This window comes from Stenotrophomonas sp. AR029 (genome assembly GCF_047520695.2).
GTDB lineage: Bacteria > Pseudomonadota > Gammaproteobacteria > Xanthomonadales > Xanthomonadaceae > Stenotrophomonas > Stenotrophomonas sepilia.
The window spans coordinates 306,780-322,052 of sequence record NZ_JAXBQQ020000002.1 but is presented as its reverse complement, the minus strand read 5'-3'; the positions used below and the strand labels follow the sequence as shown (position 1 = coordinate 322,052).

Annotated in this window: 15 protein-coding genes; 10 read left to right on the top strand and 5 right to left on the bottom strand. The window is 66.5% G+C overall.

The window, feature by feature from the left end:
- Nucleotides 1-36 precede the first annotated feature (36 nt).
- The 4 genes from ACM0PB_RS08005 to ACM0PB_RS07990 all read left to right on the top strand — a co-directional run bounded on the left by ACM0PB_RS08005 (nt 37) and on the right by ACM0PB_RS07990 (nt 4,178).
- On the top strand, nt 37-471 hold the full coding sequence (locus ACM0PB_RS08005) for a BLUF domain-containing protein (protein WP_005416006.1): 435 nt from the start codon (nt 37-39) through the stop codon (nt 469-471).
- Nucleotides 472-614: 143 nt separating this feature from the next.
- Nucleotides 615-1,901: a nucleotide sugar dehydrogenase gene (locus ACM0PB_RS08000; RefSeq protein ID WP_005416007.1), complete on the top strand. Its 1,287-nt coding sequence runs from the start codon at nt 615-617 to the stop codon at nt 1,899-1,901.
- 55 nt (nt 1,902-1,956) lie between these two features.
- Complete coding sequence (locus ACM0PB_RS07995) at nt 1,957-3,579, top strand: FMN-binding glutamate synthase family protein (protein ID WP_065179312.1); 1,623 nt, start codon at nt 1,957-1,959, stop codon at nt 3,577-3,579.
- 137 nt (nt 3,580-3,716) lie between these two features.
- Complete coding sequence (locus tag ACM0PB_RS07990; protein ID WP_053500365.1) at nt 3,717-4,178, top strand: GNAT family N-acetyltransferase; 462 nt, start codon at nt 3,717-3,719, stop codon at nt 4,176-4,178.
- A 39-nt stretch (nt 4,179-4,217) separates the two neighbouring features.
- On the opposite strand, the gene ACM0PB_RS07985 is transcribed toward ACM0PB_RS07990, so the two are convergent.
- Both ACM0PB_RS07985 and ACM0PB_RS07980 read right to left on the bottom strand, forming a co-directional pair.
- The gene (locus ACM0PB_RS07985; RefSeq protein WP_111127135.1) at nt 4,218-5,465 is read right to left on the bottom strand and encodes a TIGR03862 family flavoprotein; all 1,248 of its coding nucleotides are present in this window, start codon (nt 5,463-5,465) and stop codon (nt 4,218-4,220) included.
- Nucleotides 5,452-5,886, bottom strand: coding sequence for an FKBP-type peptidyl-prolyl cis-trans isomerase (locus tag ACM0PB_RS07980; RefSeq protein ID WP_414604770.1), 435 nt, complete (start codon nt 5,884-5,886; stop codon nt 5,452-5,454). The genes ACM0PB_RS07985 and ACM0PB_RS07980 overlap by 14 nt, the downstream gene beginning before the upstream one ends.
- Before the next feature lie 70 nt (nt 5,887-5,956).
- On the opposite strand from ACM0PB_RS07980, the gene ACM0PB_RS07975 reads away from it, so the two are divergent.
- The 4 genes from ACM0PB_RS07975 (at nt 5,957) to ACM0PB_RS07960 (ending at nt 9,281) form a co-directional block, all read left to right on the top strand.
- Nucleotides 5,957-6,322: a DUF6164 family protein gene (locus tag ACM0PB_RS07975; protein WP_065179309.1), complete on the top strand. Its 366-nt coding sequence runs from the start codon at nt 5,957-5,959 to the stop codon at nt 6,320-6,322.
- 436 nt (nt 6,323-6,758) lie between these two features.
- Nucleotides 6,759-7,526, top strand: a complete 768-nt coding sequence (locus tag ACM0PB_RS07970; RefSeq protein ID WP_065179308.1) for a sulfurtransferase — start codon at nt 6,759-6,761, stop codon at nt 7,524-7,526.
- 191 nt (nt 7,527-7,717) lie between these two features.
- Nucleotides 7,718-8,713, top strand: a complete 996-nt coding sequence (locus tag ACM0PB_RS07965; RefSeq protein WP_005416014.1) for an LLM class flavin-dependent oxidoreductase — start codon at nt 7,718-7,720, stop codon at nt 8,711-8,713.
- 70 nt (nt 8,714-8,783) lie between these two features.
- The gene (locus ACM0PB_RS07960; protein ID WP_005416015.1) at nt 8,784-9,281 is read left to right on the top strand and encodes a pyridoxamine 5'-phosphate oxidase family protein; all 498 of its coding nucleotides are present in this window, start codon (nt 8,784-8,786) and stop codon (nt 9,279-9,281) included.
- 112 nt (nt 9,282-9,393) lie between these two features.
- On the opposite strand, the gene ACM0PB_RS07955 is transcribed toward ACM0PB_RS07960, so the two are convergent.
- Together ACM0PB_RS07955 and ACM0PB_RS07950 are read right to left on the bottom strand one after the other, a co-directional pair.
- On the bottom strand, nt 9,394-10,053 hold the full coding sequence (locus ACM0PB_RS07955) for an exopolysaccharide biosynthesis protein (RefSeq protein ID WP_065185230.1): 660 nt from the start codon (nt 10,051-10,053) through the stop codon (nt 9,394-9,396).
- Nucleotides 10,037-11,341 carry a hemolysin family protein gene (locus ACM0PB_RS07950; protein ID WP_005416017.1) on the bottom strand — a complete coding sequence of 435 codons (1,305 nt, stop codon included), beginning with the start codon at nt 11,339-11,341 and terminating at the stop codon, nt 10,037-10,039. The genes ACM0PB_RS07955 and ACM0PB_RS07950 overlap by 17 nt, the downstream gene beginning before the upstream one ends.
- A gap of 292 nt (nt 11,342-11,633) precedes the next feature.
- Between ACM0PB_RS07950 and ACM0PB_RS07945 the strand changes: the two genes are divergently transcribed.
- Together ACM0PB_RS07945 and ACM0PB_RS07940 are read left to right on the top strand one after the other, a co-directional pair.
- Nucleotides 11,634-12,260 (top strand): DUF47 domain-containing protein, encoded by a 627-nt coding sequence (locus ACM0PB_RS07945; RefSeq protein WP_004152833.1) that lies wholly within the window; start codon nt 11,634-11,636, stop codon nt 12,258-12,260.
- Nucleotides 12,261-12,273: 13 nt separating this feature from the next.
- Complete coding sequence (locus tag ACM0PB_RS07940) at nt 12,274-13,395, top strand: inorganic phosphate transporter (protein WP_005416018.1); 1,122 nt, start codon at nt 12,274-12,276, stop codon at nt 13,393-13,395.
- 374 nt (nt 13,396-13,769) lie between these two features.
- Here the strand turns inward: ACM0PB_RS07940 and ACM0PB_RS07935 are convergent, their stop codons facing one another.
- Nucleotides 13,770-15,266 carry a S10 family peptidase gene (locus tag ACM0PB_RS07935; protein ID WP_032954081.1) on the bottom strand — a complete coding sequence of 499 codons (1,497 nt, stop codon included), beginning with the start codon at nt 15,264-15,266 and terminating at the stop codon, nt 13,770-13,772.
- Nucleotides 15,267-15,273: the final 7 nt, after the last annotated feature.

The following is a 15,273-nucleotide window of genomic DNA, read 5'->3' as shown; positions in this document are numbered from 1 at the left end:
TAGTCCAAAGCATCGTTCCCAGGGGGGAGCCACCCGATGTCGCTGCACGCGATTGCCTATGCCAGCGAGGCCCGCGCCGACCTGCAGACAACCGATCTTGACCGCCTGCTGGCCGATGCCACCGCATTCAACCGAGTAGCCGGTGTCACGGGTGTGCTGATGTTCGATGGCAGCCGTTTCCTGCAGTACCTGGAAGGCCCGGAGGATGGCATCGATTCGGTGTACCAGCGCATCGCCAATGCGCGCAGCCATGGACAACTGAAGGTGCTGTGCCGCGCGCCGGTGGCGCAGCGGGCATTCCCGCGCTGGTCGATGGGGACCCGGCGCATTGAGGCAGAACTGCTGGTACAGATCGTCGACGCCTCATGGCCGGGCTTCGTGCTTGGCTGCGGTGGCTTCGAGCGCCTGCTGCAGGCCTGGACCGGCGCCGATGGTGAACTGGAGCCGGCCGCGGTCGCACTGGGCTCCTGACCCCACCTTGGCGGCCGGGCACCCGGGCCGTTAGGCTGTAGCCTTTCTGGCATGGATCTTCCCGGAGTGGCAAAGCGAATGAGTAGGTCGGCCATGCCCATGGCAGTACGCATGCGATTTCAGCCGTTGCATGGGATGCGGCGTTGAGCGCGCCGCTTGCGGCAGCAGCGGCGCCGCGCTTCGCGGTGATCGGGCTGGGCTACGTGGGCCTGCCGCTGGCGGTGGCCTTCGGCCGGCACTGGCCCACGCTGGGCTTCGACATCGATGCTGATCGCATCGCCGAGCTCCGCGACGGCCAGGACCATACGCTGGAAATGGAGGCCGATGAGCTGGCCAGTGCACAGCAGTTGCAGTACGGCAGCGATCCGGCATTGCTCGATGCCTGCAATGTCTACATCGTTACCGTGCCGACCCCGATCGACGCCTATGAGCAGCCCGATCTGGAGCCGCTGCGTTCGGCAACGCGGCTGATCGCCAGCCACCTGCGTGCGGGTGACCTGGTGATCTACGAATCCACGGTCTACCCCGGCACCACCGAAGAGGTCTGCGTGCCGTTGCTGGAGCAGCTTTCCGGGCTGCGCTTCAACGAAGACTTCTACTGTGGTTACAGCCCGGAGCGGGTCAGCCCCGGCGACCGCCAGCGCCGCCTGGCCGATATCCGCAAGATCACCTCGGGGTCGACACCGGAAGTGGCTGCGGTGATTGATGGCCTCTACCAGCGCATCATCGCCGCCGGCACCTTCCCGGCGCCGTCAATGCGTGTGGCCGAAGCGGCCAAGGTGGTGGAGAACATCCAGCGTGACGTCAACATCGCGCTGGTCAATGAGCTGGCGCTGATCTTCGACCGGCTCGGCATCGACACCCAGGATGTGCTCGACGCCGCCGGCAGCAAGTGGAACTTCCTGCCATTCCGGCCGGGCCTGGTCGGCGGCCACTGCATCGGCGTGGACCCGTACTACCTGCTGCACAAGTCCGAGAGCGTGGGCTACCACCCGGACCTGATCCACACCGCGCGGCAGGTCAACAACCGCGTCGGCGAGCATGTGGCGTCGCGTGTGCTGGCAATGCTGGCCGAACGTGGCCGCGTACCTGCGCAGTCGCGTATCCTGGTGCTGGGCGTGACCTTCAAGGAGGATTGCCCGGACCTGCGCAACAGCCGCGCGCTGGAACTGGCGCAGCGCCTGCGTGATGCCGGCGCACAGGTGGAGGTCAGCGACCCGTGGGTCGGCCCGGCGGCATTGGCCGACGCGGGCGTGCACTGGCTGGCCGAGCCGGTGGCGGGGAGTTACGACGCCGTAGTCCTGGCAGTGGCCCATGCCCGATTCAAAGCCATGGATGACGCCGCAATCCAGGCGCTGCTGGCACCCGGCGGCATCGTCTACGACGTGAAATCGGCCTGGCCGCGCAATGTGGTTGACGGTCGCCTGTAAACGCCGGTGACGGCCGGCGCGGTAGACTCGCAGGCAGTTGCAACCAAGGAACGCCATGCACCGGTATATCGTCTACCTGCTCGCCATCCTGATGTTTCCCATCTGCCTGTGGTTGGCCACGATCTGGCCGGCCTGGTACTGGGGCGTCGGCCTGACTGCCGCGATGGTGGCGCTGGGGACCTGGGATCTGCTGCAGAAGCGCAGCACGCTGCGCCGCAACTATCCGGTGATGGCGCATTTCCGCTATGGCCTGGAATCAATCGGCCCGGAAATCCGCCAGTACTTCGTGCAGAGCGACCTGGAGGACGTGCCGTTCTCGCGCCAGCAGCGTGCGCTGATCTACCAGCGCGCAAAGAACGAAATGGACACGGTGCCCTTCGGTACCCTGCGCAGTACCTACGCGGTGGATTACGAGTGGATCAACCATTCGCTGGCTCCCACCTCCATTGCCAAGCATGATTTCCGCGTGCTGATTGGGCCGAACTGCGCCAAGCCTTATTCGGCCAGCGTGTTCAACATCTCGGCGATGAGCTTCGGTTCGCTCTCGGCCAACGCGATCCGCGCATTGAACGAAGGTGCGCGGCGCGGCGGCTTCTACCACGACACCGGCGAAGGTTCGATTTCGCCCTACCACCGCGAGATGGGCGGCGATCTGGTCTGGGAAATCGGCTCGGGCTACTTCGGCTGCCGTGACGAGAAGGGTGGTTTCAGCGAAGAGCGCTTCGTCGCCAACGCTACCGATGACCAGGTCAAGATGATCGAGATCAAGCTGTCGCAGGGTGCCAAGCCGGGCCACGGCGGCGTGCTGCCGGCACCAAAGGTGACCGCCGAAATATCGGTGACCCGTGGTGTTCCGATGGGGGTGGACTGCGTATCGCCGTCGCGTCACTCGGCATTCTCGACGCCGGTCGAACTGTTGCAGTTCGTGGCCCGGCTGCGCGAGTTGTCCGGTGGCAAGCCGGTCGGTTTCAAGCTGGCCATCGGCCACCCCTGGGAATGGTTCGGCATCGCCAAGGCGATGCAGGAAACCGGGCTGCTGCCGGACTTCATCGTGGTCGATGGCGCCGAGGGAGGCACCGGCGCGGCACCGGCTGAATTCGTCGACCATGTCGGCGTGCCGATGCATGAAGCACTGCTGCTGGTGCACAACACCCTGGTCGGCCTGGACCTGCGCGAGCGCATCCGCATCGGTGCCGCTGGCAAGATCACCAGTGCGTTCGACATCGCGCGCACCATCGCGCTGGGTGCCGACTGGTGCAATGCCGGCCGAGGCTTCATGTTCGCGCTGGGCTGCATCCAGTCGTTGAGCTGCCACACCGACAAGTGCCCGACCGGCATCGCGACCCAGGACCCCGCGCGCTGGAAGCATCTGGATGCACCGGACAAGGCCACCCGTGTATACAGCTATCACGAGCACACGCTGCATGCCTTGAAGGAACTGTTGTGCGCGGCGGGCCTGAACGATCCGGCCGAGCTGGGGCCGGAGCACATCCTGCGTCGCGTGTCGCCGGTGGAAATCCGTTCGCTGGCGTCGCTTTACCGTTACCTGGAACCGGGCGAGCTGCTGCACACGGTGCCCGACCATGCGGTGTTCCATGCATTCTGGGCCGATGCGCGCAGCGACTCGTTCCAGCCGCCGCCGAAGATCCAGGCTCTGCGCGCCAGCAAGTCGCGGTAGCGTGATGTTGTAGAGCCAAGCCCATGCTCGGCTGTTCTTCGTTCCGACCTCGCGATGACTGATTGAAAAGCAGTCAAGCATGGCTTGACTCTACAGAAAGGCAGCCGAGCATGGGCTCGGCGCTACAAGGAGGCGCCATGCAGTTCAGGACCGGTAGCATCGACGATGTCGCCACGCTGTGGGCGCTGCGCACGCGCTGTGTGCGCGAAACCTGCAGCAGCCATTACCCTCCCGAGGTCATTGCACCGTGGTCGGCCTCGCCGCCACCGTCGCAGTACGCGCGGCTGTTGTCGCAGGGCGGATGCGTGGTGGCCGAGGACGGGCAGGGTGGCCTGCTCGGCTTCGGCGTCTTTGATGTCGATGCCAATGAAGTCGACGCGTTGTTTGTCAATCCCGATCGTGGCGGCGAGGGGATCGGCCAGGCGCTGATGCAGCGCCTGTTGGCAATGGCCGATCGTGAGCGCGAGGTGGTGCTGTCGGCGTCGCTCAATGCCGTGCCGTTCTATCAACGGCAGGGCTTTGTCAGCGTGCGTGAGGAAGCCTATGCGCATCCCAGCGGTGTGGCGTTGGCCTCGGTGAGCATGCGCAGGCCGTGGTGATGTGGCGTCGAGCATGGGCTCGACGCTACCCCGCAGGCGTCACCGCTCCGCCAACCAACCGATCACGCCCTCGGCGGCACGCCGGCCACTGGCGTAGCACGCGGTCAGCAGGTAGCCGCCGGTGGGGGCTTCCCAGTCCAGCATTTCACCGGCGCAGAACACGCCGGGAACGGCCCGCAGCATCAGGCCGTCATCCAGCGCATCCAGGCGCACGCCACCGGCGGTGCTGATCACCTCGGCCATCGGCCTTGGGCGCAGCAGGCGCAGCGGCAGGCGCTTGAGCGTGGCAGCCACAGCCGGCAGGTCGTTGCCGGCCTCCCTGCCAAGAATCTCGAACACGAGTGCGGCCTTCACCGCATCCAGACCCGCCTGGCGGCGCAGGTGCTCGCCGAAGCTTCGGCCCTTGCGGGGACGTGACAGGTCGGCCAGCAGGCGCGCCTCGTCGCGACCGGGCACCAGGTCCAGCCACAGCATTGCGTGGCCATCGCGGTTGATGGTCTCGCGCAGGTCGGCGGCCAACGCGTAGACCAGACTGCCTTCAATGCCATATTCGCTGGCCACGCACTCGCCCTGCAGCGACCGCGGTTGTCCAGCCAGGTCGATCCAGTGCGCGATCACCGGCTTCAATGGTGCGCCGGCATTGCGCTGGGCAAAGAACGGCGTCCAGTCCACGTCGAAGCCACAGTTGGCTGACTGCAGCGGCGCGATGTCCACGCCACGCGCCTGCAGTGGCACGACCCAGGCGCCATCACTGCCCAGCTGCGGCCAGCTGCCCCCGCCCATCGCCAGCACGGTGGCATTGGCGCGGACATCGACTTCGCCCGCATCGGTGGCAAAGCGCAGGGCGCCGTCGTCGCTCCAGCCGATCCAACGGTGGTTGGCGTGCAGGCGCACGCCCTGTTCCTTCAACCGGCGCACCCAGCCGCGCAGCAGCGGCGCCGCCTTGCGGTCGACCGGGAACACGCGGCCGGAGCTGCCCACATAGGTTTCCACGCCCAGGCCGTTGGCCCAGTCACGCAGTGCCTGTGCGTCGAAGCCGTCCAGCCAGCTGCCGACCACAGCGGCCTGCTCGCGGTAGCGGCTGTCGAACAACGGCCGCGGATCGGAATGGGTGAGGTTGAGGCCGCCCTTGCCGGCGATCAGGAACTTGCGGCCAGGCGACCCCTTGGCCTCGTACAGGTCGACCTCCAGCCCAGCGGCACGCAGGCGTTCGGCGGCGAACAGGCCCGCCGGGCCGCCGCCAATGACGACCACCCGATGGGGCATGGCGGCATTACGGTTTGACATCGAGCAGCTCGACGTCGAACACCAGCGACGAGCCCGCCGGAATCGGGCCGACCTTGCGGTCCCCGTAACCGTAGTCCGGCGGAATCATCAGCGTGCGCTTGCCGCCGACCTTCATGCCGGCCACGCCCTCGTCCCAGCCGCGGATGACCTGGCCGGCGCCGAGCGCGAAGGTGAACGGCTCGCCGTGCTTGAAGGAGCTGTCAAAGGTCTTGCCGTGCTTGGTCTCGGTACGGTTGTCGTAGATCCAGCCGGTGTAGTGCACCGTGACCTTGTTGCCGGCGATGGCTTCGGCGCCGGTGCCGGGCGCGGTATCGATCCGCTCGAAGGTCGTCAGCGTGCCGCCGGGCGGCGGGCCGGATGGTTCGGTCGAGCAGCCAGCGGCGGCGAGGGACAGCAGCAGGGGAAGCAGCAGGCGGCGCATCGGGCGTCTCCAGAAGGGCGCGGGGCGAGGGCGGCAAGGGTAGCGCATCGGCGCCGGGTATCATGGGGCCATGGCAAAACTCCTGCTCAATCTGCGCAATGTCGGCGACGACGAATATGCCGATGTCTGCACGCTGCTCGATCAGCACGGCATCGCCTGGTATCGCACCGAACCCAGCCCGTGGGGCATTTCCAATGGTGGCCTGTGGCTGCGCGACGACGCTGATCATCCGCGTGCGAAGGCGCTGATGGCGGAGTACCAGGCGGCGCGCGGCGTGCGCGTGCGGGCTGAACGCGAGCAGGCATTGCGCGAGGGGACGGCGGAGACATTCGGCAGCCTGTTCCGGCGCCGGCCGGCCTATGTGGTGCTGGTGCTGCTGGCGATGGCCGGTGCGGCGGCACTGGTGTTGCTGCCGTTCGTGCTGTTGCGGGGGTAAGGGGGCGCGGCCGGGTTGCACCCGGCACCCGCAGAGGCAACGGCAACGTCAAAAGCTGGTTTCCGTGGGATGGCGCGGCGGTGTGGGCAGGCGGGACACGCCGTAGACCCCGCTTCGCGGTCCGGCCCAGCCGCTGGCGGCTGTGCGTTCGGGCGCTTGCGAAGCAGTGCTTCGCAAGCAAAGCGCCTCACCCCTGGGGGCTCGATGGCGCCTTGCTCGTGTGCGCTGTCCTACGCACACGGCAAGACCGGGGTTGGGCGTCCTGCCCAACCCGCCCGAGGCATGCCTCGGGCCCATGGCGCCAACGGTCCCGCCTGCCCACACCGCCCCGCCTCTGACAAGTTCTGGGTACCTGCCGGGGTCGGATCCCTCTGCCGCGCAGAGGGCTCTGACCCCTGAATCTGTCTGTGCGGGCGGGAGGCGCTAAAATTGCGGGATGATCGCCAATACCGCTGCCTATCATTTCGCCGTCATCGACGCCCCCCAGGCCCTGTGCGACCAGCTGCTGGCCCTTGCCGAGACGGCGCAGCTGCGCGGCACGATCCTGGTGGCGGGCGAGGGACTGAACCTGTTTCTGGCGGGGGCGCCGGAGGCGGTTGAGGGCTTCTATGCAGCGCTGCATGCCGATGCGCGTTTCGCCGACATGCGGGTCAAGACCAGCCTGAGCAAGCATCAGCCGTTCGCGCGGCTGAAGGCCAAGGTGAAGGACGAGATCATCAGCTTCCGCCGCGATGACGGCCAGCCGCTGGACTATCCGCGCGCACCAGCGGTTGATCCGGCCACCGTGCAGCGTTGGTTGCGGCAGGGGCATGATGACGCCGGCAAGCCGGTGGTGATGCTCGATACCCGCAACCTGCAGGAAGTGGAGTACGGCACCTTCAAGGATGCGCTGGTGTTGCCCATCCGCAAGTTCACCGACCTGCCCGAGGCGCTGGCGCCGCATCGCGATGCGCTGCGGGACAGCACCGTGGTCAGTTTCTGCACCGGCGGCATCCGCTGCGAGAAGGCCGCGCTGTGGATGGTCAATGACGGCATGGACAATGTGCTGCAGCTCGATGGCGGCATCCTCGGCTACTTCGAGGAGGTGGGCGGCGAAGGCTACGAAGGCCGCTGCTTCGTGTTCGATGAGCGCGTGGCGCTGGATGCCGAGCTGAAGCCGATGGTCGACCAGCCACTGCCCGAGCCGCGCCCCAGCGCGTTCTGACGCTTGCCCGGTAGAGCCGGCCGCTGGCCGGCTGCCAGGGCACGTTGCCCGCCGGCCAGCGGCCGGCTCTACCGGACCAAGCGCGGTGGGCGCTGAACCCGCCCTACGGGAATCAGCATCCCGCCACCGTCACTGGCCGCTGCGCCCGGCCGCCCCCATGCAGAGGTGATCCTGTGACGGAAAAGCGCCTGATGATCCCGTTGTCGATCCTTGACTTGGCCCCGGTCTGCGAGGGCAGTGACACCACCGCCGCCTTCGCTAACATGCTGGAACTGGCCCAGCACGCCGATGCGCTGGGCTACCGCCGCTACTGGTTGGCCGAACACCACAACATGCCCGGCATCGCCAGTGCCGCCACCGCCGTGCTGATCGGTCATGTTGCCGGTGGCACCCAACGCATCCGGGTCGGCGCGGGCGGCATCATGCTGCCCAATCATGCCCCGCTGCAGGTGGCCGAGCAGTTCGGAACGCTGGCCTCGCTGTATCCGGACCGCATCGACCTTGGCCTGGGCCGTGCGCCGGGCACCGATCAGCCGACCGCACGTGCACTGCGCCGCTATTTCGACAGCGCCGACCAGTTCCCGCAGGACGTGCGCGAGCTGCTGCACTACTTCGAGCCGGTCCAGCCTGGACAGGCGGTGCAGGCCGTTCCGGGTGGTGGCCTGCGGGTGCCGACCTGGATCCTCGGATCAAGCCTGTTTGGCGCACGCATGGCGGCCTCGATGGGCCTGCCGTATGCATTCGCCTCGCATTTCGCGCCGGACGTGATGGACGAAGCGCTGGCGGTGTACCGCCGCGAATTCCGCCCCTCGGCCACGTTGAAGCAGCCGCACGCGATGCTGGCCCTGAACGTTGTTGCCAGCGACAGCGAGGCCGAGTCGCGTCGCCTGTTCACCAGCCAGCAGCAGAGTTTCGTCAACCTGCGCCGCGGCCGGCCGGGCAAGATCCCGCCGCCGATCGACGACATTGAAGCCTTCTGGGAGCCGCACGAAAAGTTCGGCGTGGAACGGGCCCTGGCCTGCACCGTGCTGGGCGATCCGCAGCAGGTGGCCGAGGGTATCGCCGCTTTCGTTGAGCGGCACAAGCCTGACGAGCTGATGCTTACTGCCAACCTGTATGACCATCGTGCGCGCCTGCGTTCCTTCGAGCTGGCGATGAACGCCTGGCATGGCCGCCACGCGGGCTGAACAACCGCGTCACGGCCCGTTGCGGCCGATCCGCGTCTGATGGGGGCTCCCCACTTCTGGAGTCCCCACCATGGCCGAGACCCGCGCCGAACACATTGCCCAGCTGGCTGAACTGATCAAGGACGTGGAGGTGGCGATGTTCACCACCACCGGCGTCGACGGGCGACTCTACAGCCGGCCGTTGGCCACCCAGCAGGTCGCCTTCGACGGTGACCTGTGGTTCGTGATCACCGCCGACAGCCCGAAGGTGGCCGAGATCGCGCTCGACCCGCGCGTCAATGTGGCCTATGCCTCGCCATCGAAGAACACCTATGTGTCTGTGGCGGGGCGGGCGCGGGTTGTCGATGATCGCGCGAAGATCGAAGAGCTGTGGTCGCCGGCGATGAAGCTGTTCTTCCCCGCCGGCAAGGAAGACCCCAACCTTCGCCTGATCCACGTGCGCGCCGATAGCGCCGAATACTGGGATGGCCCGGGCACCTTGCTGGGCAAGGCGTTGAGCTTCGTGCTGTCGGCGGTGCAGGACGATCCGGCACCGCTGGCGGACAACGGATTCGTCGACCTTCGGTGATTGCTGCATCCATGCGTGGCGTGGATCTACCGGATGCGGGAAGTGCCAGCCGCTGGCCGGCAACCCTGGAAACGTGGCAGCCGGCCAGCGGCCGGCTCTACCGGATGCCACTTCAGAACCAGCGCTGAAACAGCTCCACTGTATAGCCCACCAGCTGCCCGGAACTGAAGCCGAAGAACGCGATCGCCACCAGCGCTGCGATCCAGTTGAACAGCATCAATGCACCATCGCGCTCCAGTAGCGCCAGCGAGAACAGCAGCAGCTGGAAGCCGAACAGGAAGTTGGTGAACGGAATCGGCAACGACAGCAGCAGGCCCAGCAACACCAGCAGCAGGCCAGTGAACGCGTGTGCGGGCAGCGGTGTCAGCAACTGCGGCAGGCGAGGCTTCAGCATCCTGTCCAGTCGCCGCAACGGGCGATCGATACGGTCCAGGAAGCGGTGCATGGTGCCGCGCTTCGGCCCGCGTCGGGCAATGAAACCGGGCAGCCAGGGCCGGCGCAGGCAACACAGCATCTGCAGTCCGATCAGGACCACGAGTGGGCCGCTGACCGCACCCCCCATGCCCGGGATCGGGATGAACGAGGGCAGGATCGCCACGAACAGGAACACGCCAAACGCGCTCTGCTGCAGGTTGCTGAGGATCTGGCCGAGCGGCATGTGCTCGGCGGGATCGCCGGAGGCGAACATCTCCAGCAGGGTGCGGATGCCCTCGTTGCGGTAGGTCGGGCGCTGCGCGCCCTGGCCCTGGCCGGCCTCAGGCGGTGAGCTCATCGGCCTGCTCGTCGGATAACGTGCGCAGCAGCAGCTTGTCCACCCGCGCACCGTCCAGGTCGACCACCTCGAAGCGCCAGCCGGCCCAGTCGAAGTACTCGCCTGCGTGCGGGATGCGGCCGAAGTAATGGATGCACATGCCGGCCAGCGTGTAGTAGTCGCCATCCTCGGCATCGGGCAGGTCGTTGCTTCCGATCAGCTCGCGCAGGTCCTCGATCGGCAGCGAGCCGTCGACCAGCAGCGAGCCGTCCTCGCGGGTCACCACCAGTGCGTCTTCATCGGCATTCTCCACCGCCTGCAGGCGGCCAACCACGGCGCCCATCAGGTCGCTGATGGTCACCAGGCCCTGGATCTCGCCGTACTCGTCCACCACCAGCGCCATCGATTGCTGCTCCTCGCGGAAGATCTCCAGCAGCTTCATCGCGTGGGTCGATTCGGAGACGTACAGCGGTTCGCGCAGGGTCTGGAACAGCGCGTTGTCGCCGCGCGCCATGCGCGTGGCCAGCGATTTCAGCTCCAGCACGCCGACCACGTCCATGTCGTTGTCGCGGTATACCGGGTACCGCGAGAACTCGTGCTCGGCCATGATGTCCAGATTGCGCTCCAGCCCGGCCTGGGTGTCGAGCCAGGCAATGCGGTTGCGCGGGGTCATTAGGCTGTCGGCGGTGCGGTCGCCCAGGCGCATGACGCGGTTCATCATGTCGCGCTCGTGGGCGTCGATCACGCCAGCTTCGTGGCTCTCGGCCACCAGCATCCGGATCTCTTCTTCAGTCACCTGCGCGGCCTCGTCCTTGCCCAGGCCCAGCACCTTCAGTACCAGCTGGGTGGTCTTGGACAGGAGCCAGACGAAGGGCAGGGCGAGCCTGGCAAGCCAGCTCATCGGCATCGCGACCAGGCCGGCAATGGCCTCGGAGCGGGTCAGGGCCAGGCGCTTGGGCACCAGTTCGCCGAAGATCAGCGTGATGAAGGTGATCAGCGAGACCGCCAGGGCGGTGCCTACTTCGCGCGCGTACGCAAAGCCGGGCATCAGGCCCTGCAGCCAGCCGGCGATCGCGTCGCCGATCGCATCACCACCGAGGTAGCCGGTCAGTACGCCGATCACGGTGATGCCGATCTGCACGGTGGACAGGAAACTCTCCGGCTTCTCCGAAAGCTCCAGCGCCTTGGCGGCGCGCTTGGAGGTGGCGGCCATCTGCTTCAGGCGGCTCTTGCGCGAGGTCATGACCGACATCTCGGACATGGCGAAGAAGCCGTTCAGTAGAACCAGCGCGAAGACAATCAGGATCATTTCAAACACGGGCGTCGTCCCCGGTTGGTGGCAGGGAGGGCGGGTGCTTGCGATGGCGGCTGGCGCTCAGGAACAGGGTCCGGCGCGGCGCAGGGGGATAAGGGTCGTCGTCCATAAGGTGCGCCCGGAGGCGCGCTGGCATCTTAGCAAAGGGGCGTGGCAGGGTGGCAACCGCCTGTTCAGGTTGGGGGTCCCAGAGCCCGGAAAGGGCGCGGGGATACCCGTGATGGTCATCTAGCCGTCATAATTCGCTCTGGTGCCGTCCTTCCCGCGACGGCTGACAGGTTTCTCAATGTTCTCTCTGCAGACCATTTTCGGTTCCGGCAAACAGTTCTACACCCTGCTTGATGAGGCTGCCGTCGCGGCTTCCGATGCCGCCAAGGCGCTGCATTCGATGCTGCGCGAGGCCGATCGCCAGCCCGCGCTGGACGCCTTCAAGCTGGCCCGCCTGCGCGAACGCGCGGCCTCGGACAAGATCAGCCAGGCGCTGGTCGACAGCTTCATGACCCCGATCGAGCGCGAAGACATCGAAGCGCTGGGTTCGGCCCTGTACAAGATTCCGAAGCAGATCGAGAAGTTCGCCGATCGCTATTCGCTGGCCACGACCCACCTGGAGCACATCGACTTCGCGCCGCGCGCGGCGATGCTGGAACAGGCCGCCGGCGTGGTGGTGGAGATGGTGGCTGACCTGCGCCACATGAACCTGGACCGGATGACCGCGCTGAACGAGAAGCTGCGCTCGCTGGAGAACGAGGCCGACCGCCTGATGCTCGAGCTGTACCGCGACATCTACTCCGGTCGCCTGGACAACCTGCAGATGTTCCTGCTGAAGGAATTCTTCGAGATCCTGGAAAAGGCCATCGACCGTTGCCGCGAGGCCGGCGTGGTGGCGTACCAGATCGTGTTGAAGAACAGCTGACGGACGCCGCCGCATGTTGACCCTTGTCCTGGTGGTGATCCTGGCCGCGCTCGTCTTCGAGTTCATCAACGGCTTCCACGACACTGCCAACTCCATTGCCACCGTAGTGGCGACCAAGGTGCTCTCGCCCGGCTGGGCGGTGATGCTGGCCGCCTTCATGAACCTCATCGGTGCGCTGACCGGTACGGCGGTGGCGCTGACCATCGCCTCGGGCCTGCTCAACACCAACGTGGTCGAGGTCACTCCGCAGGTGATCCTGTGCGCCCTGCTGGGCGGCATCATCTGGAACCTGATCACCTGGTGGAAGGGCCTGCCGTCCTCGTCCTCGCACGCCCTGATCGGTGGCCTCTGCGGTGCCGGTCTGGCCGCGGCCCACAACAACTGGGACGCGCTGATCTGGTCGGAGCGCCTGGGCAGCTGGGCGCAGAACAAGGGCCTGCTGTGGAAGGTGTTCGTGCCGATGATCACCTCGCCGATCGCCGGCTTCCTGCTCGGCATCGTGGTGATGGTGCTGCTGTGGGCGCTGATCGCCGGCCTGGCCAAGGTCGGTGGCGCCATCGGCCGCCTGGCCCGTCCGCGCATCGTCAATGCCTTCTTCGGCAAGGCGCAGATCGCCTCGGCGGCCTACATGGGCTTCGCCCACGGCCACAACGACGCGCAGAAGACCATGGGCATCATCGCGATGACCCTGATTGGTGCCGAAGCCACCGGCGCACTGAACGATCTGCCGTCCTGGCTGGCGTTCATGCACCCGGACGCGCACGCCGGTGACGGCATCGCCATGTGGATCGTACTGACCTGTGCAGTGGTGATGGCTGCCGGTACCGCCTCGGGTGGCTGGAAGATCATCAAGACCCTGGGCCACAAGATGGTCAAGCTGCACCCGATCCACGGCTTCGCCGCGGAGACCAGCTCGGCCACCATCCTGACCCTGGCGGCCCACTTCGGCATGCCGGTCTCGACCACGCACAGCATCTCCACCGCGATCATGGGCGTCGGTTTCGCCAAGAACCCGCGTTCGCTGAAGTTCGGCGTGATCGAGCGCATTGTCTGGGCCTGGATCCTGACCATCCCGGCCGCCGGCGGCTGTGCGTACCTGATCCTGAAGCTGTTCGAGATGTTCGGCTGGACCTGATGCCAACGGCCTTGGGATCAGAGCCCTTTCCCTGCGGGAAAAGGATCTGATCCCGGTAAACGAAAAAGCCCGCCGGATACCGGCGGGCTTTTTTCATGGCAGATCATTCCTCTGTATCCAAGCGTGCCGACCAACGGTCGGCACCCACCAGCAGCAGCAGGAACCTGTCAGCGGCGGGGTGGGGTGGATATGCAGGACCGTTGGCGCCATGGATGGCGCCATCGAGCCCCCATGGACGGGTTTACGGCGTGTCCTGCATATCCACCCCACCTCGCCAGCCCTCAGGAAGCCCGCTTTTGCAGTTGATCTTGCCGTGGACCTTGCCGTTGCCGTTGATCCGGCGGGTGCCGGGCCGCAGTCCCGGCCGACCCTCCTCAATTGCGTTGGAACAGCGCCTGCACATCCCTGCGGAACGCCGCCTGGCTGTCGGCCCGGCTGTAGAACATGTGCCCGCCCGGATAACTGCGCACCTGCACCCGGTCCGGATTGCTGCCCATCGTCGGCATCTGGTCCACGGTCAGGATCGAACCCATGAACGGGCACGACAGGTCGTTCCAGCCATGCACGATCAGCACCTGCAGGTGCGGGTCGATCGCCACGGCCTGGCGCAGCTGGGTCACCGCGCCATCGCGCAGCTCGCCATTGCGGTCCCACAGCCGGTTCACGTCGTAGTTCAGCGCCTGGTACCGCGCATCCACCTTCCAGCCGACCACGCGCGTCACGAAGTCGACCATCGCCGTGGTGGTCGGCGCGATGATGCTGTCCAGCAGCGGATCGTTGGCGCGCTGCTCCGGATCGTTCGGGAATGGATCGAACGCGGTTACGTTGGAATCGTAGCGGCTGCCCAGCGTGCCCTTGTCGCGGAACACTTCACGCAGGTAGGCCTGGGTTTCCAGCCGACCACCGGCACGGCGCACGAACTGCGGGTCCAGCCCGGTCAGTTCGGTCACCCGGCGCAGCATTGCCTCGGTCGCCTGCGGATCGCTGCGGCCCTTCATCAACGCGGTGGCGTAGTCGCCACGGGTGTATTCCACTACTTCGCGCATCGCTGCATCGGTCAGCTTGCCCTGGCGCTCCAGGTGCGCGGCGGCGATCGACGGCAGCGTCTGCATCCACGCCATCGGCGAGACATCGGCGTTGTCTTCCAGGGTCGGGCTCAGGTAGGGCGAGACCAATACCAGGCCGTTCATCGCAACACCCAGCCGGGTCTGCAGATAGTGGGTGATGCGTGGGCCGCGGTAGCCGCCGTAGCTCTCGCCGGTCAGGTACTTGCGCGACGCCATGCGCTGGTTGCGCAGCAGCCAGTCGTAGATCGAGCGTGACAGGTATTCGATGTCGGCGCTGGGGTTGTACAGCGCCTTCTTCGCTTCGTCGTCGCCGATGCGCGCGCGGCTGAAGCCGGTCCCGACCGGATCAATGAACACCAGATCGGTGAAGTCCAGCCAGGTGCCGGGGTTGTCGTGCAGCGTCGCCGGCGCCGACGCGCTGTCACCCTCGGAGCCGAAGGTCACCACCTTGGGCCCGATCGCGCCCATGTTGAGGTAGACCGACGATGCCCCGGGGCCGCCATTGAGCGCGAAGGTCACCGGCCGGTCCTTGCCCGGCATCGTGTAGGCGGTAAACACCACGTCGGCGATCACCTTGCCCTTGGCATCGCGTACCGGCAGGGTGCCGACGGTGGCGGTGTAGTCCAGGGTGCGGCCGGCCAGGCGCATGCTCTGGCGGGCCGAGGCGTCTGCGGGCAACGCAGGTGCCTCGGTCTTGTCGTCCTTCGGATCGGGCTTGGCGTCGGCATCAGGCGCGGCCAGCACGCTGGCTGGGGCGATGAGCAGGCCGACGCAGAGCGCGGCAGTGTGCAACAGGGACTTCATGGCACCG

Excerpts from the sequence above, each read along its gene's own strand:
- ACM0PB_RS08005 (WP_005416006.1), top strand. The coding sequence starts at position 37 with ATGTCGCTGCACGCGATTGCCTATGCCAGCGAGGCCCGCGCCGACCTG.
- ACM0PB_RS07995 (WP_065179312.1), top strand. The coding sequence starts at position 1,957 with ATGCACCGGTATATCGTCTACCTGCTCGCCATCCTGATGTTTCCCATC.
- ACM0PB_RS07990 (WP_053500365.1), top strand. The coding sequence starts at position 3,717 with ATGCAGTTCAGGACCGGTAGCATCGACGATGTCGCCACGCTGTGGGCG.
- ACM0PB_RS07985 (WP_111127135.1), bottom strand. The coding sequence starts at position 5,465 with ATGTCAAACCGTAATGCCGCCATGCCCCATCGGGTGGTCGTCATTGGC.
- ACM0PB_RS07980 (WP_414604770.1), bottom strand. The coding sequence starts at position 5,886 with ATGCGCCGCCTGCTGCTTCCCCTGCTGCTGTCCCTCGCCGCCGCTGGC.
- ACM0PB_RS07975 (WP_065179309.1), top strand. The coding sequence starts at position 5,957 with ATGGCAAAACTCCTGCTCAATCTGCGCAATGTCGGCGACGACGAATAT.
- ACM0PB_RS07970 (WP_065179308.1), top strand. The coding sequence starts at position 6,759 with ATGATCGCCAATACCGCTGCCTATCATTTCGCCGTCATCGACGCCCCC.
- ACM0PB_RS07965 (WP_005416014.1), top strand. The coding sequence starts at position 7,718 with ATGATCCCGTTGTCGATCCTTGACTTGGCCCCGGTCTGCGAGGGCAGT.
- ACM0PB_RS07960 (WP_005416015.1), top strand. The coding sequence starts at position 8,784 with ATGGCCGAGACCCGCGCCGAACACATTGCCCAGCTGGCTGAACTGATC.
- ACM0PB_RS07955 (WP_065185230.1), bottom strand. The coding sequence starts at position 10,053 with ATGAGCTCACCGCCTGAGGCCGGCCAGGGCCAGGGCGCGCAGCGCCCG.
- ACM0PB_RS07950 (WP_005416017.1), bottom strand. The coding sequence starts at position 11,341 with ATGATCCTGATTGTCTTCGCGCTGGTTCTACTGAACGGCTTCTTCGCC.
- ACM0PB_RS07945 (WP_004152833.1), top strand. The coding sequence starts at position 11,634 with ATGTTCTCTCTGCAGACCATTTTCGGTTCCGGCAAACAGTTCTACACC.
- ACM0PB_RS07940 (WP_005416018.1), top strand. The coding sequence starts at position 12,274 with ATGTTGACCCTTGTCCTGGTGGTGATCCTGGCCGCGCTCGTCTTCGAG.
- ACM0PB_RS07935 (WP_032954081.1), bottom strand. The coding sequence starts at position 15,266 with ATGAAGTCCCTGTTGCACACTGCCGCGCTCTGCGTCGGCCTGCTCATC.